Source organism: Microbulbifer litoralis, assembly GCF_023634065.1.
GTDB classification, from domain to species: Bacteria; Pseudomonadota; Gammaproteobacteria; order Pseudomonadales; family Cellvibrionaceae; genus Microbulbifer; species Microbulbifer litoralis.
Map to the genome: position 1 here is coordinate 1 of NZ_JALKCV010000003.1, position 21389 is coordinate 21389.

Genomic DNA, 21389 nt, shown 5'->3' on the forward strand with positions numbered 1-21389 from the left:
AGCATCGCTGGTGCTGGTGGCGGTGTCGATACCGGAGAAGGTTACGGAGCCCGCCGTTACACCACCGGGAGCCCCCGTCAGAGTCCAGGATGCGGCATCGCTGCTGACGCTGTCACCACCTTCCGCACCCGCTCTGGCTTCAACAGCGCCAGTAAAGTCAATACCGAGCACGTTGAGCGTCGTTCCGCTCAAGGTGAAGCTCTCGATGATTCCGTTACTGGCACCATCGACGATCGCGTTGTTAGTATCTACCTGCTCGATATTGGTGAAATCGATACCCGCTGCCGATGCGCTGCCGTCCACAGCGTCTAAAGTCCAGGTGACTCCATCCGCTGTGCCTATCGTATCTGCACCGTCTCCCCCGAATACTGTACCGGAGCCGGAGATCGTCAAGTTCCCCAATGTATTGACCGTATTAGCGCCAGCGTTGCCAACATACAAGGTCAGGTCATCGACAGAAACGCTGCCACTATTGATAAAGGAACCACCCAGATCCAGCGCAAATTCGGAGACGATCACGCTGCCCAGGTTGGTAAAATCACCATCGGCATTCACCGCAAAATGACCCGCGCTGGCACCACTTACCGCATCAATCGTGACGCCTGAGGCAATTTGTACCTGATTGTGGGAGTTCAGCGATAGAGTCGTGCCGGATCCCCAGGACAGATCGCTGGAGACGAGAATGCCGTTAGAGTAATCCGGGCTGTTCTCATTCAGTACTACATTGCCACTAGCATCGTCCACGCTGGCGCTATCTAAAGCTGAGGTGGTTATAGTGACATTGTTTTCATTCAATGCGTCCATGAGTTTGGCCGCAGAGACGCAATTTTCAATGCAACTGGCATCGTCCATGATTTCCAGCCAGCCCGGATCCAGCAGCCACTCCCCGGTCTGCCCACCTGCGAGACTCAAGGTGGACACAAACATGGTGTCCTCCCCCAGGCGCAGGTTGACCTTGCCTGAGGTCTCGACAAAGCCGCCGTCGCCGCCGAACTCACCGGACTGGGCGAGGATACTGCCGGCGAAGTCGGTACTTTCGTCGGCCCAGACGATCACCCTGCCGCCATCGCTGTCGCCGATGCCGCTGGCATCTATCCTGGCCTCCGAGGTCACCTCGGTGGTTTCGGCGTTGCGCACGCGGTCGTTCTTGCCCTGGTAGTCGCCGCCGATCAGCACTTCACCGCCGCCGGCGCGGCCGCGGGCATCGATATCACCGCTGACGGTGACCTGATCGCCCAGCACCTTGACCTGGCCGCCCTGGCCGCTATTGCCACGCACGGCTATCTGGCCACTATGGCTGGCGCTGTCACCTTCGATCACAACCTGGCCGCCGGCGCTGCCGGACGCGTCCAGGGTGCCGCTGTTGGCCACGGCACCGCCGGAGCCGGTCAGGCGGATGACGCCGCCGCTGGTGTCAATGCCACGCGCGCGCACCGTGCCTTCGTTGTTCACCGCCGAAGTGAACAGGTCGCCGGAAACCCTGGCTTCCATCAGGACCTGAGTGCCGTCGATATGCCCTTTGTTCAGCACGGCGCTGTCGACGCCGAGCTGGTTTTCCATCACTGTCTTGGTGACCTTGACCCCGATCATGCTGTCGGCATCGAAGGTCAGTACCGCCTCGTCGGCGGCGGCGAGACTGACCATTTCGGCGCTGATCAGGCCACTGGACGCATTGGTGACCTGCTTGCCTACCAGCACCGCGCTGGAAGCATTGATTACACCGCGGTTGACCACGAACCCTGAACTGCCGTCCTCGCCCTTCAGCGAGAAATCGCCGTTCATAAAATCGGCCGGATCCATGTCCAGGCCAGCGGCGGTAATGGCGCCGACGTTGACCGTGGCGGTATCGGTGAACAGTACACCGCGGGGATTGGCGAGGATGACGTGGCCGTTGGCTTCGATGGCGCCGCGTATTTCACTGGGGCTCTGGTCGAGGATGCGGTTCAGCACGACGGAGGAGGAATCCGGCTGCAGAAACTGGACCAGCTCTTCTTCCGTCAGGTTAAAAGAGTCCCAGTCGATCGCCATCAGGTCGCTGTTCTGGTTGATGATGGTCGTCAGGTCCTGGGTACTGATGGATCCGTCACCGCCGACAACGACACCGCCCTCCGGTGCCGCCTGCACGCCGTGGCTGACCATCTGTCCTGCAATCAAGCCAGCATATGCCAGGTGGGATACCTTGATGGCAGAAGTCAGTTTTTTCAGTTTGAGGGTCATTTTTTCTACTTGCATGCCGATACCTTTTGGGAGCGTCCTGCTCTGATTCAGCCGTCGATAACTGCGGGTTGATCAGTTAAAAAAGAAGGAGAAGTCTGCGTAGATGGCCGGGTCGTCCGGATCGTCGCCGGTGCCCTCGATGGATGACTTGGACATGGTGGGCCAGGCAACCGACAGTTGGCTCGCGAAGGCCTCTTTCCAGTTGAACTTGAACAGCAGGCCGGCACCGGACAGGGTGCCCCAGTCATCGTCGACGTCCGCCTCGTAGTTCGTTATCGCGCCGTAGGCGCCATCGGCGATCAACGCCACCTGCATGATCTCATTCAGGCTGCTGCCGAAGACTTGGGCGTTGAGCGTCTCGGGCAGGTCGAAGTACCACTCGGCCGACAGCAGCGCCGCGCGGTCGGCGGAGAAGTCGCGCACATCAAAGGCGCGTACACCATTGGCGCCGCCCAGGGAAAATTGCTCAAAGGCCGGCAGGCTCTTGTCGCTGTATTGCCAGCGGCTCTTGAAGATCAGGCGCGAATTGTTATCGCTGAACGGCATGGGAATAAATAACAGCGAGCTGGTGTCCGCGGCGAACTTGCCGAAATTTGTACCGCGTTCCGGGTCCACTTCGTTCTGGTGCTCGCCGTACTGGATCTTGGCATTCAGGATATTCAGCATCGGCACAGCACCGTTGGAAAGACTATCCATATTGATACCGAACTCGCCGCCGTAGACCTGGTCACCCGGGTCCAGCACGTTTTGGACGATGGCTTTCAGTTTGGACTCCTTGTCGGTCAAGCTGAAGGAACCGGTCAGGTTGAAGTCCCGCGAGCGGCGAAACTTGTGATCCACGGTCAGTGCGTAACTTTTATTGACGCCGCTGATCTCCAACTTGTTGACGACATTGTTTTTGTTCTCAATGTCCTGCAGGGAGAAGTCGTTGTAGTCGGCGGAAAACTGCAGCCTTGTGCGCGGCCCGAACAACGGCAGGCTGTAGCGGAATTGGCCCAAATCGGAACCGAAATCTGTCTCGGAATCCAGATTTTCCACATTGGAAGACTTCAGGTAGCCGATCGTCAGCGCGTCGCCGATACCCAGTGGGTTCAGCCAGTCTACCGAGGTGAACATTCGCTGGTCACCGGTAAACAGGGAACCGTGGTTATCGAACCGCGTCACGGCACTCCAGGATTGCTCGTCCCGCACCCTCAGGTTCAGCCTGGTCTCGCCGGGATTTTTGCCGGCGCTGAAATAGCCGGTAATATTCAGGCTCGGCAGGTCGTTCAGCAGGTAGAGGCTTTCTTCGATCACCTCGTGGCTGACCAGCTCACCGCGATACCCCTCGAAGGGCTCTGCCAGCTGCTCCAGGGAGTATTTCTGGTTGTTCTCCACTGCCACTTGGCCCAGCAGGCCCTCCTGCACCGTCAGCGTGACCACCCCGTCGCTGACCTCCTGCGCCGGAATCAGGACCTGGGCCAGGAACAGGCCCTGCTTGCGGTAAAAGCGGGTCAATTCCGCGGCGATTTCCTCCAGGTCACCGAAGGTGAGGCCGCGCTCGGCATTCTGCTTTTCCACCATATTGACCAGCCGGCGCAGCTCGGCGGGGCCCAGCTCCTCCGAGTCGTAGCGGGCGCCGATACCGTCGAGCTGCAGCGCCAGCTGCTCCAGCTCATCGACGGTATAGCCGCTGGCGACCTTCTGGTCTTCTTTCATGAATTTTGCCCGCAACTCCTCGGCGAGCTGCTCGACTTTTTCCCGGGTAATGCCATATTCCGGGAATTCCTGCAGCCGGTGGAAGCGGAACTCCTTTACGCTGATCCGCGGCCCCTCCGTACGCTGGGAGATCCCGGGAATATCGGTATCGAGATTGGGGTCGCGCGCCTCGCGCCGGCGCTGCTCGAACTCCCGGCTTACATCCTGCTCGCTGACAGTGGGAGCATCCTGATCGAAGGCGGCTCGGACGCGGCTGCGAAAGCTCGATTCCTCCTCCTGTGTATAACCGGCTTCCGGCAACAGAAGCAGGCCGGCCCCGAAAATGGCCAACGGGCCTTTAAAACGCGCGAGCATATCCCCCCCTCACAAATCCCTGTAATAATCGTCTGGAAACTTGCCCCTCCGCGGCTATTATCGGGAGGGGCGCCGCGGCCGGGTCGGCGCGGCTGGTGTTATCAACTATTTGAGGTTCCGCACGATGCGGAGGCCTGTCAGCCGGTCGGCCTCACCGCTGTGGAAGCGCTTGGTGGTGGCGAGGCAACGACTCATGGGATCTTCGCGGCTGCCCCCGACCGCCATCAACCGGCCATCCGTGCCGTAGGCCCACTCCTGCACATTGCCGACCGGGTTGACGAGACCAAACTGGTTGCGGGTTCCCGCCCCAACAGCCACCAGCTCTGCCCCCTTTTCGATACCGCCATACTTCAGGTGGCAGTTGCGGTCTGCAACCTCCTGCTGGCCACCAGCGCTGGCCGCGGCAAACCATTCGCGCTCGGTGGGCAACCGGTATTCGTGGCCAGTCTGCGCGCTGAGCCAGTCGATGTAAGCCTCAGCCTTTGCCAGCGGGATATTGTTGACGGGCATATTGTCCGGTCCGAGGGACAAACCGCTGCACTGGCCAGTCGCTTCACAGAAGCGTCGGAAATCGCCGTTGCTGACCTCGTATTTGCCCACCACCAGCAATGCGCTGCTGTCCCCCTTGACCACCACCATGGTCGGCGCTTCACCGCCGGAAGCAAGGCGATCGGCACAGCTGTAGCGCTCGCCGCGGCCACCGCTGCCCGGGCGCAGGTGACCGCAGAAATCCAGCTCGAAGTCCTGTAACGCCTGTTGCGCCGGCAAAAGCGCACGGGCTTCATTCAGCAGCGGCTCTGTACGGATGGGATTTTTGTCGGCGAGCGTGGTGAAGCAGCCGGCCAGTTCCGTACCGAGCACCGGGCGGATTTTCTGCGCCTTGATGGAATCCAGAGCCGCCAACCGCTGCAATTGTGTGCCGACACCGCCAATGTTCATACTGAACCGACAGCGCAGGGCTCCTTCCATATCGTCGAGCACGGCATCGATCTTGCGCTGCTGCGCCAGCGCGGCCTGGCGGCGCTGCTCGCGCAGTTCCTGCTGGCGCAAGCGCTCGGCCTCCCGTTCGGCCGCCAGGCGCTCCGCCGCCAGGCGCTGGCGCAGCTCCTCGCGCTCGGATTCGACCTGCGAGCGGATCATCTCTGCCTCGCTGGATTCGCCATCCCAGTTGTCGGCACGCGTCAGCATGTCGTCGGCCTGCTCCAGGTTCCCCAGGTTCAGCTGGCCCGTGGCCGCGGAGATGAACAGTTCGTAGGTCCGCTGGTTGATCGTTTCGATATAGCTCTGGTCATCCGGATTCAGCCCCGCGTACTCCTGCAACTCCACCTGCAGGTCCTCCTCCCAGGAGGGCGTCAGCGTACTGAGCTCCACCAGCCGGTCTATCGCCTCCCGCTTGTCGGCAATACGGCTCTGCAGCAGTTCCTGCTCCAGCTTCTTCTCCAGCTCGACTTTGACCCGCTGCTGCTCCGCCACATTCTCCTTTTCCAGGTAGGTGTAGCCCACGCCGGCACCGACCAGCAGGGTGGCAAAAACACCACCGAGCACCCACTTCCAGGTGTTGTTACCGAAGAATTTCTGGACGAACTTGTCGACCGTGGCGGTGCGGTCTTCGCGATGAATGGCGAGGGCGGATTCCAGTGCGCGCCACTGGCGCCGGCTCAGGGAGCGGATGCGCTTGGGTTTCAGCTTGCGCTCCGCCGCCTTGTCCGCAGGCACTTTGCCGAAGGGATGCCGGCCACTGAACAGTTCGTAGGCCACACACGCGAGTGCGTAGACATCGTCACTCGGCGCCGGCTCTCCGCCCTTCAGCATTTCATAGCTGGCGTAGGCGGGCGTCAGCGCACCCAGGGTACCGGCATCGAACAGGGTTTTCTCGCCGACGTTGCCGATGCTGCCCTCGGATACCGCCCGGGCGATACCGAAGTCGAATACCTTCGCACCCTTCTTGCGGGTCACGAAGATATTCCCGGGCTTGAAGTCCGAGTGGACGATCTGGTGGGAGTGGGCGTAGATCAGCGCCTGGGAGATGTTGTGCAGTACCGAGCAGGCCTGCTCGAACTCCAGCCCCACATCGGCGTGCTCGCGCAGCAACTTGTCCAGCGGAGCGCCCTCCAGGAACTCCATGGTCATGAAGACGCGATCGCCGTCGCGGTCGAAGTCGTAGACGGTTACGATGTGTGGGTGCGCCAGGGTCTGCGACTTGCGGGACTCCCGCTGCAGGGAGATGAACGCATCCGGATGCTTCTGGAAGTCGTCGTTGAGCAGTTTGATGGCGACGTAGGGCTCGCTGTCACTGGCTTCCAGCTTGCGGCGGTCGAGCGCCTTGTATACGGCCCCCATACCGCCGACCCCGAGCAGCTTGTCGAGCTCGAAGCGCCCCTTGATCACGGTCTTGGTGACCGCTCCGGAGCCGGACGCCGCGGGCTCGAACTCGACGGCCTCCCTCGGTGTCGCAGGCGGAGACGCGTCCGCCGGGCGCCGGCTGGGTTTGAGCACGGTGGCATCGGCGGTAAAGTCCGAAGCGGCGGAGGGAATGAGGCCGGGGTTGGCGCTCACCGGCGGGTGGTCATTGGCTCCGGTATTTTCGTTGCCGACAAAAACGGTAGTATCGCCGTCGTCACACTCCGGCAGTGCTTCATCCGACTTTTTGACTATGCGCGTTTCGTCGTTCACACCCACCTCCCTGAAGAATCATTGCAGTACATCCCGTTACTGCCCCGGATAATCGAGTTCCGTCGATTGTTTCAATGAAAAGCCGTGCCTGGTTGGCACCGGCAAAGGTTATTGAGTCGCGCAGTATAACTGACGGACTTTCAGCCAACAATTGAGTTGTCGACGCAAAAGCCCGATTTTGTATGTCATTCAATTACACGCTATTGGAATTTTTTCCATTTTCACGGCCAACCCTACACCTGCACCAAAAACCAATAATCAAATTTATTCCAAAATAAAAAGGTTCCAGAGTGGATAACCACAAAACCTGCCGCCGGACCCACAATCCCACACCAGGTTTACAGGAGTTCGCGGCCTGTAAAAATGGTGCCAGAGTGAATAAAAACTGAAATATGCGAGGTGAAAGATACCGCCGCAAACGGCACTTTTATTTAGTGCCAGAGTCGATTTAAAAAACAGGATTAGAGGTTTTTTTCGGCATTGGCCTCTGGTTAAATGCGCACAGTTGCCGTTACGGCACAGCCTGAGCTACTGCATTTCGCGGTGGTAAAGGAAGCACCACCCACGCCTGAGTCCATACCAAAATGAGGGATTACCTATGGCTATTTACATGAACTTCAACAGCAACTCTCCGAAAGGCAACGTAACTGCAAAAGGTTACGAGGACTGGATTGAAGTAGACAGCTTCAACTTTGGTGTCGGCCGCGGCATCAGCATGGAAGCCGGCGCCATGGCCAACCGCGAAGCCACCCGCCCGAGCATCAGTGAAATTACCGTAACCAAGCGCATCGACGCCGCTTCCGGTGGCCTGTTCAAGGCTTCCGTTTCCGGTGACGAAGGCGTTGTTGCCGAGTTCCACGTTGTCCAGACCGGTGCCAACTCCGTAGAGAAGTACGCTGTCTACAAGCTGGAAGATGCCATCATCTCTTCCTACAGCATCAGCGCCTCTTCCGGCGGTGCGCCGATGGAGTCCATCTCCCTGAGCTTTGCCAAGATCGAGGCGGACCTGAACCACGCCGACAAGACCAACAAGAACCCGAAAAACATGCGTGTGGGGTACGACCTTACCACCGCTACCGTCCTGTAAGCGGCTTTTCGGTTCTTTCCGCAGAGGGCCGGGCCCGCAGTCACAGGCTGTGGCGCCGCGGCCCTTCGGTTTTTTGGCCAAATGCTTTTTTTGAGCACTTCGCCAAAAAACTGCCGGTCGATTCAAGATAACCTGCACCTTCAGAGGGCTCGTTTCACTGCGCCGACAGGCTTATGCTGCACTTGTGAAACTGCCTGTTGGCACCTATAGGGAAATTGGGGCTGGGATATGTCTACTCTCAATCAAGATCAACGCATGATCCAAGTCGATACCCCAATCGGCAAGGACGCTCTCATCGCGACCACGCTCCAGGGCGAAGAGCATGTGTCAAAGCTCTTCTGCTACCAGGCGGAACTGCTCTCCGACAACCATGCCGTCACCCAGCAGGACATTGTCGGCAAGGTGATGACATTTACCGTCCATCACGCCGAGAAGCCGCGTCATATCAGCGGTTATGTGACCAACTTCTCAATGCACGATGTGAATGGCGAGGGGATGCGCAGCTACAGCGCGGTCATTCATCCCGGCCTCTGGTTTACCACCCTGGGTGGCAAGAACCGGGTCTTCGAAAAGAAATCGGCCAAACAGATCCTGGAGGAGGTACTGGGCGAGTACAGCAAGGTAGTCAAGCTGTCGCTGAAGCTCAACGCCGAGTATCTGCCGCGGGAATACTGCGTACAGTTCGATGAGAGTGACTTCCAGTTCATCAACCGGCTGATGGCCGAAGAGGGCATCGCCTACTACTTCAAACACTCCGACGGGGACCACGAACTGGTTCTCTGTGACGATCCGCAGGATTTCTACGACTGTGAGTCGGACAAGATCGAATACGATGGCGGTGGTAGCCACCCCACAAAAAATACCGTCAGCCGCTGGAAGCGCAACTTCAATTTCCACGGTGGCGGCTTTGAATTCAAGGATTACAGCGAGTTCACGGCCACCAAGGACAACAAGCAGCAGGTAAACACCACCAGCAAGCTGAACGATGTATCCAGTTACATTCGCAGCCTCTACGGCCTGAACCATTTCGAGGCCGACGGCGAGCACAAGCACAAGTTCAAGGACAGCTACCACAAGGCGCTGGCGGAACGCGCCATGGAGGCGCAGGAGTCACTGTTCGATATCGCCCACGGCCGCAGTGATTGTCCCGGGTTCGCAGCCGGTGGACGATTCGACTTCGACCACACGCTGACAACAGAGAAAGGCAAGTACCTGCTGACATCGGTACAGATGACGGTAACCGACAGCAACAGCGAGGAAACCCATTTCCACAACACCTTTACCTGTGTCCCGGCCAAGGCCATGCCGCGTCCGGACCCGTGCTCCTGCAGCAATCGCATTCACGCCCCGCAGGTTGCCAAGGTACAGGAAGTCAAGGCCACGGCTGCCGACGGATCCCAGGATCCCTACACACAGGTCAAGGTCAAATTCCCCTGGAACTCCGCACAGAACAGCTGCTGGATGCGGGTGATGCAGTCCTTTGCCGGCAAGAACTGGGGCGCCAACTTTGTCCCGCGCGTGGGCCAGGAAGTGGTGGTCAGCTATATCAATGGCGACCCGGACCGGCCCCTGATCACCGGCGCCGTCTACAACGGTGACAACCCGGGCCCCAACTATACGGCTACCCAGAGCGGCTGGAAGACGGAGTACGAGGGTAGCAAGTTCAACGAACTTCGCTTTGATGACAAGGGCGGCAAGGAAGAGATCTACATGGAGGCCGGCAAGGACCACAATTTCGTGATCCACAATGACCAGACCGGCAAGATCGAAAACAAGCAGACCCTGGAGATCAAGCAGGATCGCTGTGTCACCGTTACCGACGGCAGTGAAAATGTGACCATCGCCAAGGGCGATCAGGTCGTCAATATCGATAAAGGCAACCAGAAGACCACCCTCGGTGCCGGCGACCACACCCTGAAGATCAGCCAGGGGAAACAGACCACTGACGCCATGGGGGCCATCAAAATCACCTCCAATACCTCTATCGAGCTGAAGGTCGGCAGCAGCAGCATCAAACTCAGCCCGAGTGGTATAACCATCAAGGGTATGACCCTGTCGTGCAAGGGCGACGGCAAAGCCGAAGTCAAGGGTGGCGGTATGCTGACCCTGAAGGGCGGCGTTACCATGATCAATTGATGGAGTAGTGATGACCGACCTGGTAAAAGTCCAAGCGATAACCGCCGCCGAACTGCTCGAACATTTTGAGGTCAGCGATGAGGCAGAAGAGCACCTGGTGCCGGACACGGCTCCGGAAGTCAGCATCGACAAACTGATGGAAGCCGGCCTCTACGCGGACGCAATCAAACTGCTTGCCCACGGCCTGCCCAAACGCGAGGCCGTCTGGTGGGCCTGCCTGTCTGCCCGCGACATACAGAATCCACAGACCGACGAGGACAACGTCAATGCGTTGATCGCCGCGGAGTCCTGGGTCAAGAAACCCGGTGAAGAGATCCGGCTACGCTGCAAGGCGCTGGCGGAGAAGACCAAGCACAAGACACCGGCAAGCTGGGCCGCAACGGCCGCCAGCTGGTGTCACGGCAGCCTGGCAAAAGAGGGGGAGCCCCCTATAGAGCCACCGGAGCACCTCTATGCCCACGCTGTGGCCGGCGCCGTCAACCTGGCGGCCGTATATTCGGATCCGGTAAATCCGGACAAACAATTTACTCGCTACCTGGAGCAGGGCCTGAACCTGGCCCGGGGCGGCAACGGCAAAATCGAGGCCTAGACCATGGGAAAACCCGCATCGCGCATCACCGATATGCATGTCTGCCCGATGGTAACCGGCACCGTCCCCCATGTGGGAGGTCCAATCGTCAGCCCGGGCGGACCGACAGTCCTTATCGGCAGCATGCCATCGGCCACTGTCGGCAGCACCTGCACCTGCGTCGGGCCGCCCGACACGATTGCCATGGGCAGCACCACCGTGATGATTCAGGGCAAGCCCGCGGCGCGGATGGGGGATAGCACGGCGCATGGTGGGAAGATTGTGGTTGGGTGTCCAACCGTACTTATAGGATAGGAGGTTGAGTATTGAGATATCTTTATCTCCCAATCACTGCTCTTTTAATAGTCATAGTAAATACAGGCTTCGCGATGTCACTTATCAAGACGAAAGAGGTTGACGCCGTTCTATTCTCGGAAATGTCGGGAATTATTACATATAACGGTGAACCTGCAGAGGATGTAGTTTTAGATCTTTCGGTCAAATGGAATGAAGACCAAAGTGTAAATCAAAAATTGCGCACAAACTCTAAAGGTGAATTTTCAATACCAAAAATAGAAAAACGTATTGAAACATCACCGCTCGTCCAACTTGTAATCAGTCAAACAATTGTCGCCACGTACAAAGGCGTATCATATGACTTATGGATTCGAAGCAAACGCGACACCAATGAATACACAGAAACCGAAGGAAAACCAAAAAATTTTCGTTGCGAGCTAACCGACCCACTTATCAGGATAGAAGTAGAAAGTGGACAGCTTGGAACCCCGTGTAAATGGGAAATTGCCGACTAAGGATTAGTGCCATGAATAGACTATCTCCTCTAACTGCTGCCGAACTTGCCCAAGGGGTATACGATGTCCAGGATGACATGCAGCTAAAACTTTTCATGATGCGTCCGGAATTTGCATCAGACAACAGTAGCAAACAGCATCTCGAAGCCAATGTTGGCGGGCATCTTATCAGACATGCGGTAGATGGCTTCGGAGTCTGTGCAGCCGGAGGTCAAGGCTACGAAAACGACCTCTTTCTTATGTTTCGAGGGTCCACCAGTGCCAACAACGGAGCTGACTGGGTCAGTAACTTTAAAATTGGCCTTGGTTTCACCAGTGCCGGACGCCCGGCTCATTTAGGGTTTCTTAATATCTTCCGCAGCATGACGGATGATATTGAAAGCTTTTTATCCAGGCAGACAGGTTTTACCGGAACAGTCCACTGCATTGGTCACAGTTTAGGCGGTGCTGTCGCGAGCCTGGCCGCCGAGTGGATCCGCAGCACCAAAAATTTCGCTAATGTAAAGCTCTACACGTTTGGTGCTCCCAAGCCAGGAATGAGCCTTTTTTCTTCAGCGATCACCTCTGGACTTGGAACGGAAAGTATTCACAGGGTCTATAACGCTACGGACCCGGTGCCGATGATACCCCTGTTTCCATTTGTGCATCCACCACACAGGGATTATGGTCATTTCATCTCTTCCAGTCAGAGTATCTTATCTGCTGAAGCTCATGATATGGGGTTGTACAAGAACAAGGTCGAAGGGCTGGATTGGCCCGACCTGAAGAGAATGCCACCGCAATTTACGACTGAAAATGCTATCGAAGAGTGGCTTAGCTCTAACATAAAGGTAGACCCAAACAGCTCCAGAACTTGGGAGTGGCTCAATGAAGCCCTGATCTATATTCTCAAAAAGACCCTTAACTTTTCCCTAACTGTGGCCCAGTCAGGGATAGTCGGCCTTGTCACGGTGGCCGACAAGCTGGCTTGGATTCTTGCCGGGGCGAAAGATATGATTATCGGTGCTTGGGAAGGATCAAAGTGGGTTCTCCGGTTTATCAGAAGGGCCATGGAAGCCCTCGGCATGGCCGTAACCGTAAGTCTGAAAGATCTCACCCAGACCTTGATTCGCAACGTTATCGAAAGGCTTATGCGAAGAACACTGGAAGTCGCTAGACGAGCCGTTCAGATCATATCAAGAGATTAAATGGTTGATCCAGGGTTGACCTGACAGAGTCAACTGACAATTATTGTTCTGTCAGGTCGAGCCTGAGCCCAGTAATATAAGTCGGCATATCCAGCCGGTCTCAAGCAATCCTTCACCAGCGCCAGCAAACGATGCCGGATATAGCCTCACTAATTCCAATCTTATCAGCATGCGCCCTGCTGGCTTTGGCAATTGATTGCTACGCTACCGCAAAGCAGGCACAAGGTTCAGGTAACCCCGTTTCCCCCGAAGGCCGTCTCAGTGATTTTGTCTTTTTCACACCATTTATTGCACTTTATTACCACGATGAGTTCTGGCTCAGTTTACTCTTCACTTTACCGCTTATTCTGGTCACCGTTGCTGCACAGGCCTTTCTCCGACAAAAAAGCTGGTTAAAGGGCCCTTCGGAAGTATGGGTAATGATACCCGGCCCCTACCTTCTGACCACAATCGGCTATTTCATGTTCTTCCGTGAGGGAATCCTGGCAGATCCCCCGCCGGATCCGGCTATCGAAATTTCCGGGAAAGCCGGTGATTCCAGTTGGCTGGATTTCTGGCCCTATGCTGTGGGACTGGCTCTTTTCCTTCTCACGATCGCCGCCAGGCGGACTGACAGTATCTGCCTGGGGCACTTATTTTTTATTCCCGCCATTACCATCCTGCCTTTCTTTACCGATCATTACTGGTGGACCATGCTTTCGGGATTCGTTTTGTTTCTCGTTTGTGTACATCGAATGTTCAAGGTCATGAACAGCGATCATATCAGTGCCGCGTCTATCATGAGTGGATATTTTTATATGATGGCGGCATTCGGCAGCCTTGTTGTTTACGCAATTTTCTACTAGAGAGACAGAACACCCGGCTATTGCCGGGTGTTCTCTGGGGGAAGTAACTCGAATACTTGAGTCTTTGGCGGTGCGCACGGCGCACCCTACATGGTAGGCCGCCACCAATGTGACGGCCATGGCCTTATCGGGTTTCAAGTGACCTGGTAGCTGAACTCCCCTTCCTCTGTGGCGCCGATATGAATCGCTGAGACTTCCTCGCCCCTCGCCATCCTGTCCAGGCATTCACTCGCCAGGGAGGGCAGCAGGGTACGGTTTAGGATCACCTCGATGTTGCGCGCACCGGTATCCGATTCCTGGCAGCGGGCGACGATATTGATCAGGACATCGTCGTCGTAGCTGAAGTCGGCACCGTAGTGTTCCTTCACCCGCTTCTCGATACGGCGCATATTGATTTTGCAGATTTCCACCATGTTCTCATCGTCCAATGGGTAATAGGCAATCACATTGGCACGGCCCAGGAAGGCGGGTTTGAACTTCTGCAGCAGGTGCGGGCGGATGTTGTCCATCAGTACATCCGGCTCCGGTTTCTCCTCGACCTGGTCGAAAATTGCCCGAATGGCATCCTCACCGGCATTGGAGGTCATGATAATAACCGTATTCTTGAAGTCGATATCGCGGCCTTCACCATCCTTGATACGCCCCTTGTCGAACAGGTTGTAGAAAATATCCTGTACACCCGGGTGTGCCTTTTCCATTTCATCCAGCAGTATCACCGAATAGGGTTTACGGCGCGCGGCTTCGGTCAGTACGCCACCCTCGCCGTAGCCCACGTAGCCGGGGGGCGAGCCGAGGAGCATCGAGACTTTGTGCTCTTCCTTGAACTCGGCCATGCTGATGGTGGTGATATTCTGCTCGCCACCGAACAGTTCATCTGCCAGTGCCAGCGCGGTCTCGGTTTTGCCGACACCACTGGTGCCGCAGAACATGAATACCCCGACGGGTTTGCGCGGATCGGTCAGCCCGGCGCGGGAAGTGCGGATAGCCTGCGCCACTGCCTCGGTCACATGGGGCTGGCCGATAACGCGGCGATTCAACCGCTCCGCCAGGCTCTGCACAGCGACGATTTCGTCGCTGACCATCTTGCCCACGGGAATCCCCGTCCAGTTGGCAATCACCTCCGCGATGGACTGTTCATCCACGGCCGGCTGCATCAGCGGCGTCTCTCCCTGCACTTCCTGTAACTGCCCGTGCAGTGACTGCAGCTGCGCTTTCAGGTCTGCCATTGCAGCTTCATCGGGTGCTTCGCCGGCGAGTTGCTGTTGAAACGTCTCGTCGATCTGGTCGCGCAGGCTGTGAATCTGCCCGATCAGTTCGGACTCCTGCTGTTGCTGGCCCTGCAATGTTTCGAGGCGCTGTTCGGCTTGCGTTTTCTCTTCGGACAATGCCTGCAGCTGTTCCTCATGCGCACCACTGGCGGCATTCTCTCGCTGCAGTTTTTCGATAGTAGTGCTCGCCCGGGCAATAATGCGCTGCGCGTCTTCGATAGCGCCCGGTGTTGCGGACTGGGCCAGGGCGACGCGGGCACAGGCGGTATCCAGCAGGCTGACGGACTTGTCCGGCAGCTGGCGGCCCGGAATATAGCGGTGGGACAGTTTGACCGATGCGACCACAGCCTCATCGAGAATCCGTACTCGGTGGTGTTCTTCGAGCGTGGTGGCAATGCCACGCATCATATCGATGGCCTTGTCTTCAGCGGGCTCCTCCACTTTGACCACCTGGAAGCGGCGTGTCAGTGCCGGATCGCGCTCGAAGTATTTCTTGTATTCCGCCCAGGTAGTGGCGGCGACGGTGCGCAGTTCACCGCGGGCCAGCGCGGGTTTCAGCAGGTTCGCGGCGTCGCCCTGCCCCTCCTTGCCGCCAGCGCCGATCATGGTGTGCGCCTCGTCGATAAACAGGATGATCGGTGTCGCGGACGCGCGCACTTCCTCAATCACCGACTTCAGGCGATTCTCGAACTCACCCTTGACGCTGGCACCGGCCTGCAGCAATCCGAGATCCAGCGTGCGTACAGCCACATCCCGCAGCGGCGCGGGCACGTCGCCGCTGGCGATGCGCAACGCGAAGCCCTCCACGACGGCTGTCTTGCCGACGCCGGCTTCACCGGTCAGTATCGGGTTGTTCTGGCGGCGGCGCGTCAGGATATCGATACACTGGCGGATTTCGTCGTCGCGTCCCAGTACCGGGTCGATTTCGCCATTGCGCGCCCGCTCGGTCAGGTTGACCGTGTACTTGTCCAGTGCCGGGGCCTTGCTCGCAGCAGCGGCGACAGCCGCAGCCCCTTCATCTCCGGAGGCGGCGCCAAGGTGGCTCGACTCACCGCTCTGGCCATACATGGCGCGGGCCGTTTCGCGGATGGATTCCGGGGCGATGCTTTTCAACTCCGGGCAGGATTCCAGCAACTGGCGCCGCGAGGTCTCGTCCAGCAACAGCGCCGCCAGCAGGTGACCGGAACTGATGGCGCGGTGGCCGTAGTCGATAGACGCCAGCATCCAGGCATTCTTGGCCCCCTCGACAATGGACGGGGACAGCGCCGCCGGCCTGCTGCTGCCGGACTTGAACTTGGCGATGGTGGTCGCGAGCTGCTTGGCCAGGCTGGAGGGATTGGCATCGTGCTTTTCCAGCAGGTGGTAGAGATCGGTATCCGACTGGTCGAGCAATTTCAACAACCAGTGCTCCAGCTCCACGTTGTACTGGCTCTGGGCCAGGCACAGACCGGCGGCCCCTTCGAGGGAGTCGCGCATGTGCGGTGTCATGGTATCCACCAGCCGCTTGAGATCGATGTTGATCATGGAAAAATTCCTTTTCAGGGTTGTGAAAATCAGGCCGCGGGCAGCGCTTCATCGGGAGAAACCCGGTCTGCACTCAGGGTGATCTCCACCCGCTGTTCCTGCTGTTGTCCGCCAGTCATATGGGCATTCCAGCCGAGCAGCGGCTGGTTATCGGGTTCGTCGACCAGTTGTACCGGCGCCACCTGGCTGGTCGACAGCGTCACCGAGATTTCAAAATCCATCTCGACACCGGCACTGAGCTGGATAAAAGACTTGAGGGCTTCCAGCTTGTCGCTGCCGGGAGAGATGGTCATAAACTGCTCGTAAGCGAGCGGCTCCACCACCACCCGGAACTTGTTCTGTGCCTGGAAGCAGTGGGTCCCCAGAATCGTATTGGTGCCCAGGCGATTATTGACCCCCTGGGGATAATCGGGCCCCGGCAGGCGGCAGAGCACATCCTCGGGCAACTCATCCCACTGGCCGCGAAACTGCTCGATGGTGACGTTGAGGCCGAAGTACTGGCGGATCATGCTCGCCAGTGCCGCGGCAGAGCAATGCTGCCGGCTCAGGTGGCCGGCCATACCCAACAGCGACTCGTCCGGCATCGGCATGCGGTAGCGCATCTCGCTGGTGCCCAGGCCGGACAGGGATGCCAGCGCGTGACTGAACAGATCCGGCTCGCGTTCCTGCCGCAGATGCTGGCGCTCGTAATTCACCGGTAACTGGTATTTGTGCCAGGCCTGGTAGAGCAGCGAGATATGGCGGTGGTTGAAGATATCGAGGAAATCCCGCAGCGCGGTATTTTTTTCACGCAGCTCTTTCAACACCACTTCGGTCAGGTAGTAGGGCATTACACCCTGGCTGCCCGCCAGGCCGGCAAAGCCCACCTCCATCTGCCACTGCTTGAGCGACGCGCCGCTGTGTTCAGTATCCAGTGTATCGGCCTGTTCAATTTTCAGGACATCGGAACCGACAAACGACAGCGACGACTGCGCGCGAAAGCGCACCATCTCCCGGGACGGCGGCGCAGAACTGGCCACGGTCTCCCGGGCACAGCCGTCACCACTGATGGCGGCGGCGCGCTCGAGCAACCGCACCGACTGGAAAAAATCGAAACGGCTGGGCTCGCGACGCAGTCGCTCGATTACAGTAAAGCTTTGTCGCCGGCGCGAGGTGGCCATCGCTTCAGCTCTCCATCTCGGCCACTCAGGGTGGCAATCAGTCGGGTAAAGGAATTCAGTGAACAGTAGAGGCCCAGGAAGCGCTCTATCACACTGGCAAACAACAGCGGACTGGAACCGGTCAACATCATCGAATCCAGTTCGACAGTAACCTCGGTGCCGCGGCACAGCACCACACTGTCATCAATCTGGATGGGCGCGGTGATCGGGCGGGTATCCAGTTTCAGCAGTGACTCGATCAGGTTGCGGGTACTGGCCGAATCGCGGAAGTCGTAGAGGCGTAGTATTTCCTTCAGCGCGTCGCAACCGCCGTTGCCGGACAGCGACAGGTGGTTCAGGTTCAGGTGCGAGATCAGCCGCCAGTAACCGCGCTCGCGGCGCGGCGGCCGAAGCGTGGCCGAGGGTGCAACAATACAGCTGATCCGGCTCGCCGGCGCATCGCCATCGACGACAGACAGGTAGGGCTGGCCATTGCCGGTCGGCAGCTTCTTCGGCAGGTTGCGATTGCAGCAGGTCAGGCGCAGGTCGAGCGTCTGATCGCTGATCCGGTGCGGATTGAAATCCAGGTCCACCAGGGAAATATCCAATTCCGACGCCTGTTCATTGCGGTGGTCACCCTCGATCACATCGCGCCGGCGGCTGAACCAGAAGGCGGACTGGCGCGCCTGGTGACGACTGTGCTGTATGCCGTAGAACGGGCGGTAGTGCGTGGTTTCACCACTGCCGTCGGTGGCCGCAACCGCATCGATCGAGTAGACCTCCAGGCCCTGGCTGCGACGCGCATCCGGCACCACCGGATAACTGTAACGGGTATGACTCAGGGGAATCGGGTCGGCCGTCTGCGGGAACAGGTTTACCGCCGGCGTGCACCCCAACGCGAACATGCTCGCAGCAATCTGCTTTTCCAACTCGTCGTGGGACTCTGACAGGTAGAAATAGAGGTTCAGCGTATCGCCATAACTGTCGTTAAACACCCTGTCCAACCCGCAGATATCGATAAACTGGAACTTCTCCGGGAAGGCGAAGTATTCAGTCAGCAGTCGATAGCCGATAAAGGCGGTGTCCGGATACGGCAACAGCCCCTCTTCCGGCTCAAGACCCACCTGGCGAACATTGTCCGCATCGAGATAGACCGGTTTCGGGTCGCCCTCGCTGCTGGCTGCGACCACGCGCACACACTTGCTCAGCAGCAGGTCGTACAGCGCATAGGTGTGGCTGGCCTGGCCGCGCAGGAAAAAGCGCAGCTTCTCCGGTGTCAGCTCGGCGAAACTCAGGTCTGCAGAGAGAGTCTTGAGAGAAAGCTTTAGGACCGCATTGGCCCCCTGGATATCGTTGCAACCGGGCGCGATAAAAGGCCGCGGCATCAGGCTGGCGCTCTCTACCTGGAAAGGACAGATATCCACCGGGTAGCGGCTGGTAAATCGACAGGTCTGCCCCTGGAAACTGTCGCTCTCGAGCAGCGTATCCGCATCGATGCGGGTAATCGCATCCAGATCCGGCTCCGGTTCGAACTGCACGATCGCGCAGGACGGGATCGGGCGCAGGTAATGCGGATAGAGGGTTTCCAGCATGGCATCGGTGAGCTCCGGGAAATCGTCGCTCAGTTTCTGCTGGACCCGCGCGTTCATATAGGCAAAGCCGGACAACAGACGCCCGACCAGCGGGTCGTCCACCGTATCTGCATCCAGCTGCAGCCGCGAGGCAGCCGCCGGATGCATGCGCGCGAATTCCGACGCCGTCTGCTGGACAAACGCCAGTTCGCGCTCGTAGAGATCAATCAGCTTTTCACTCATTACATAATCTCCGACACATCGACGGTCTGCGTAACCGGGTTCAGCGCGGAATCGAACACGATCACTTCCGCGGCGGGGTTGATATGCAGAACCGCTTCCACCCGAAAGCGGATACTGGGATCCTCCACATCGATTCGGTCCTGGGTGGAGACCTTCACCGAGCGGATGCGGGGCTCGAAACGCAGGATGGTTTTTTCGATATCCCGGCAGAAGCGCTTGCGGCTGTCGATGGATGACAGGTTGACGGTCGACAGGTCGGGCAGGCCGTAATTGATATTGGAATCCTCCAGGTGTTCGTGGCTTTCCGGCGCCGAGATACAGCGGAAACGGGTGTTGAACAGGTATTCCAGGTCGCGCCTGACGCCCTCGCGCAACTGCTTCAGTACCTGGTGTGGCTGGTGCATATCCATATTGCGCGAGGATTCCAACAGTCGGTCCAGTACCGGCGCCAACAAACGTTTCTCCCTGGCCATGATCAGTTGACGGCCCCCACCCCGATTTGCGCCAGCGCTGTGGTCAGCTTCAGTTCGGAAACCAGGTGATCCACGGTGTAGTGGCTCTTCAGGTGGATCACACTCTGGTAGCTGCCCGGCTTACCCGGTTCGTCCATCACCGAAACCCGGGCCTCGCGCAGTGGATAGCGCGCGAGCATTTCCCAGGACAGGTCGTCGCGACCGGTGGTGTAGCGATCCAGCCACTGCTGCAGTTGCCGCTCGCAATCCTTGGCGTTCATATAGGCACCGACCTTGTCGCGGATCATGACCTTGATGTAGTGGGCGAAGCGCGATGCACAGAGAATCTGTTGCAGCATGGAACTGATACGCGCATTGGCGGTGGCCGCCTTGCTGGTGTACTGCTTGGGCCGCTGCATGGAGGGCACACTGTTGAAGGCGCTATAAGCCGTGTCGTAGCAGTGGCACAGGCAGGTAAAACCCAGCTCGCTCAGTTCGCGCTCGGCGAAGTCGGTCACCAGTATCGATGTCGACATCCGCACCTGCTGCGGGCTGCTGTCCGCCCGATAGGGCACCGCCGGCAACTGGCTGACCAGCCCGCCGCCGATATGGTCGCGGGCCACACCACGGATATGCGAGAACCAGCCCACCTCGCTGAATTCCCGGATCAATACCGTGCCCAGCGCAAAACAGGCATTGCCCCACAGGTACTTGCGACTGTCGCGCCCGGCGACATCCTCGGCAAAGCGCAGGCCGCGATAGCTGCTGAAATCGGTATCGTAGGGTTGCCGCATCAATACCTGCGGCAGGGTGACAGCGATAAAGCGGCTGTCCTCCATATCCCGCAGGCCGTTCCAGCGGATGTACTGCTTCTGCCGAAAGACTTCCGCAAAGTCGATCGGCCGCGCCATATCGTCGAAATGATCCACACCAAACAGCTGCGGTGTCACCCCGCAGACGAAGGGCGCAAAGGCCGCCGCCGCGGTATGCGCGATCCCCTGCAGCGTAAAGACGTCGTCGTACGGGTGGTCGGCGAAGGGGCGGTGGGCCACGCGATAGTCACCGAGAATCAGGCCGAAAGGCTGGCCGCCGGGTGTGCCGAACTCCTCGTTGTAAATCAGGTGGAAGAGCCCGGACTGATCGAAGTCCGGCGCCCGCTCGATATCCTTGCTGAGATCGCGCCAGCTGACATCCAGCAGCTTCACCTGGATGTTGTCGGAGTGCGGTGTGCTGTGCACCAGCATCGACAGGCCCCGCCAGCTGGCTTCCAGCTGCTGGAAGCGCGGGTGATGCAGGATGCTGTTGATCTGGTCGCAGATCAGCTCGTCCAGTTCCGCCACCAGGCGGTTGAGCCACTGGCGCAGGGAATAGTTTTCCCGCTGCGGACAGGGGCAGATCTCCGTCAGCCAGTACTCGAACGCAAAGAGGTCATCCGGCTCGCGCAGGAATTTCTGCAACGGCGACATGCGCTGCAGCAGCTGCGGCGGCAACAGGGACTCTGTATCAGTGCGCTTGTCGGCGGATTGGGCGGCGGGCACAGCGTGTACTCCCACGGAATTGAATGGATCAATCGGTCCGTCGATTGCCTGGAAAGCCGCTCAGAGCCGGGCGCCCG

15 protein-coding genes are annotated in these 21389 nt (G+C 58.4%); 7 read left to right on the forward strand and 8 right to left on the reverse strand.

Translation table 11 applies throughout. The annotated features are described in order from the left end of the window. From MWN76_RS05735 to MWN76_RS05745, 3 genes are all read right to left on the reverse strand, one after another. On the reverse strand, window positions 1-2232 hold a 2232-nt coding region (locus MWN76_RS05735), incomplete at its 3' end, for a two-partner secretion domain-containing protein (RefSeq protein WP_250460107.1). A 57-nt stretch (window positions 2233-2289) separates the two neighbouring features. Further along, window positions 2290-4269 (reverse strand): ShlB/FhaC/HecB family hemolysin secretion/activation protein, encoded by a 1980-nt coding sequence (locus MWN76_RS05740; protein ID WP_250460108.1) that lies wholly within the window; start codon window positions 4267-4269, stop codon window positions 2290-2292. A gap of 105 nt (window positions 4270-4374) precedes the next feature. After that, window positions 4375-6942, reverse strand: a complete 2568-nt coding sequence (locus MWN76_RS05745; RefSeq protein ID WP_250460109.1) for a bifunctional serine/threonine-protein kinase/formylglycine-generating enzyme family protein — start codon at window positions 6940-6942, stop codon at window positions 4375-4377. 598 nt (window positions 6943-7540) lie between these two features. On the opposite strand from MWN76_RS05745, the gene MWN76_RS05750 reads away from it, so the two are divergent. The 7 genes from MWN76_RS05750 (at window position 7541) to MWN76_RS05780 (ending at window position 13577) form a co-directional block, all read left to right on the forward strand. Further along, window positions 7541-8029, forward strand: a complete 489-nt coding sequence (locus tag MWN76_RS05750; protein WP_250460110.1) for an Hcp family type VI secretion system effector — start codon at window positions 7541-7543, stop codon at window positions 8027-8029. A gap of 255 nt (window positions 8030-8284) precedes the next feature. Continuing rightward, window positions 8285-10165: a type VI secretion system Vgr family protein gene (locus MWN76_RS05755; protein WP_250460111.1), complete on the forward strand. Its 1881-nt coding sequence runs from the start codon at window positions 8285-8287 to the stop codon at window positions 10163-10165. A 10-nt stretch (window positions 10166-10175) separates the two neighbouring features. Beyond that, window positions 10176-10754 carry a DUF6931 family protein gene (locus MWN76_RS05760; RefSeq protein WP_250460112.1) on the forward strand — a complete coding sequence of 193 codons (579 nt, stop codon included), beginning with the start codon at window positions 10176-10178 and terminating at the stop codon, window positions 10752-10754. Between the two features lie 48 nt (window positions 10755-10802). Beyond that, entirely contained in the window at window positions 10803-11048 is a 246-nt protein-coding gene (locus tag MWN76_RS05765; RefSeq protein WP_250460699.1) for a PAAR domain-containing protein, read from the forward strand. A 74-nt stretch (window positions 11049-11122) separates the two neighbouring features. Further along, window positions 11123-11545, forward strand: a complete 423-nt coding sequence (locus MWN76_RS05770) for a DUF6795 domain-containing protein (protein WP_250460114.1) — start codon at window positions 11123-11125, stop codon at window positions 11543-11545. A gap of 11 nt (window positions 11546-11556) precedes the next feature. Further along, on the forward strand, window positions 11557-12732 hold the full coding sequence (locus tag MWN76_RS05775; protein ID WP_250460115.1) for a lipase family protein: 1176 nt from the start codon (window positions 11557-11559) through the stop codon (window positions 12730-12732). Between the two features lie 131 nt (window positions 12733-12863). Continuing rightward, a complete protein-coding gene (locus MWN76_RS05780) occupies window positions 12864-13577 on the forward strand; it encodes a hypothetical protein (RefSeq protein WP_250460117.1) in 714 nt (237 codons plus the stop codon). Between the two features lie 134 nt (window positions 13578-13711). On the opposite strand, the gene tssH is transcribed toward MWN76_RS05780, so the two are convergent. From tssH to tssC, 5 genes are read right to left on the reverse strand one after another with little or no spacing between them, the layout of a single operon-like run. Continuing rightward, window positions 13712-16369 carry a type VI secretion system ATPase TssH gene (tssH, locus tag MWN76_RS05785; protein WP_250460119.1) on the reverse strand — a complete coding sequence of 886 codons (2658 nt, stop codon included), beginning with the start codon at window positions 16367-16369 and terminating at the stop codon, window positions 13712-13714. Window positions 16370-16398: 29 nt separating this feature from the next. Then, a complete protein-coding gene (tssG, locus tag MWN76_RS05790) occupies window positions 16399-17529 on the reverse strand; it encodes a type VI secretion system baseplate subunit TssG (protein ID WP_250460121.1) in 1131 nt (376 codons plus the stop codon). Then, window positions 17493-19322: a type VI secretion system baseplate subunit TssF gene (tssF, locus tag MWN76_RS05795; protein ID WP_250460123.1), complete on the reverse strand. Its 1830-nt coding sequence runs from the start codon at window positions 19320-19322 to the stop codon at window positions 17493-17495. Before tssF ends, tssG begins: the two co-directional genes overlap by 37 nt. Further along, window positions 19322-19777, reverse strand: coding sequence for a type VI secretion system baseplate subunit TssE (gene tssE, locus MWN76_RS05800; protein ID WP_250460124.1), 456 nt, complete (start codon window positions 19775-19777; stop codon window positions 19322-19324). Before tssE ends, tssF begins: the two co-directional genes overlap by 1 nt. Window positions 19778-19797: 20 nt before the next feature. Continuing rightward, window positions 19798-21312 (reverse strand): type VI secretion system contractile sheath large subunit, encoded by a 1515-nt coding sequence (tssC, locus tag MWN76_RS05805; RefSeq protein ID WP_250460126.1) that lies wholly within the window; start codon window positions 21310-21312, stop codon window positions 19798-19800. Window positions 21313-21389 lie beyond the last annotated feature (77 nt).

Coding starts and splice junctions, on each gene's coding strand:
- MWN76_RS05740 (WP_250460108.1), bottom strand. CDS start 4,269: ATGCTCGCGCGTTTTAAAGGCCCGTTGGCCATTTTCGGGGCCGGCCTG.
- MWN76_RS05750 (WP_250460110.1), top strand. CDS start 7,541: ATGGCTATTTACATGAACTTCAACAGCAACTCTCCGAAAGGCAACGTA.
- MWN76_RS05755 (WP_250460111.1), top strand. CDS start 8,285: ATGATCCAAGTCGATACCCCAATCGGCAAGGACGCTCTCATCGCGACC.
- MWN76_RS05760 (WP_250460112.1), top strand. CDS start 10,176: ATGACCGACCTGGTAAAAGTCCAAGCGATAACCGCCGCCGAACTGCTC.
- MWN76_RS05765 (WP_250460699.1), top strand. CDS start 10,803: ATGGTAACCGGCACCGTCCCCCATGTGGGAGGTCCAATCGTCAGCCCG.
- MWN76_RS05770 (WP_250460114.1), top strand. CDS start 11,123: ATGTCACTTATCAAGACGAAAGAGGTTGACGCCGTTCTATTCTCGGAA.
- MWN76_RS05775 (WP_250460115.1), top strand. CDS start 11,557: ATGAATAGACTATCTCCTCTAACTGCTGCCGAACTTGCCCAAGGGGTA.
- MWN76_RS05780 (WP_250460117.1), top strand. CDS start 12,864: ATGCCGGATATAGCCTCACTAATTCCAATCTTATCAGCATGCGCCCTG.
- tssH (WP_250460119.1), bottom strand. CDS start 16,369: ATGATCAACATCGATCTCAAGCGGCTGGTGGATACCATGACACCGCAC.
- tssG (WP_250460121.1), bottom strand. CDS start 17,529: ATGGCCACCTCGCGCCGGCGACAAAGCTTTACTGTAATCGAGCGACTG.
- tssF (WP_250460123.1), bottom strand. CDS start 19,322: ATGAGTGAAAAGCTGATTGATCTCTACGAGCGCGAACTGGCGTTTGTC.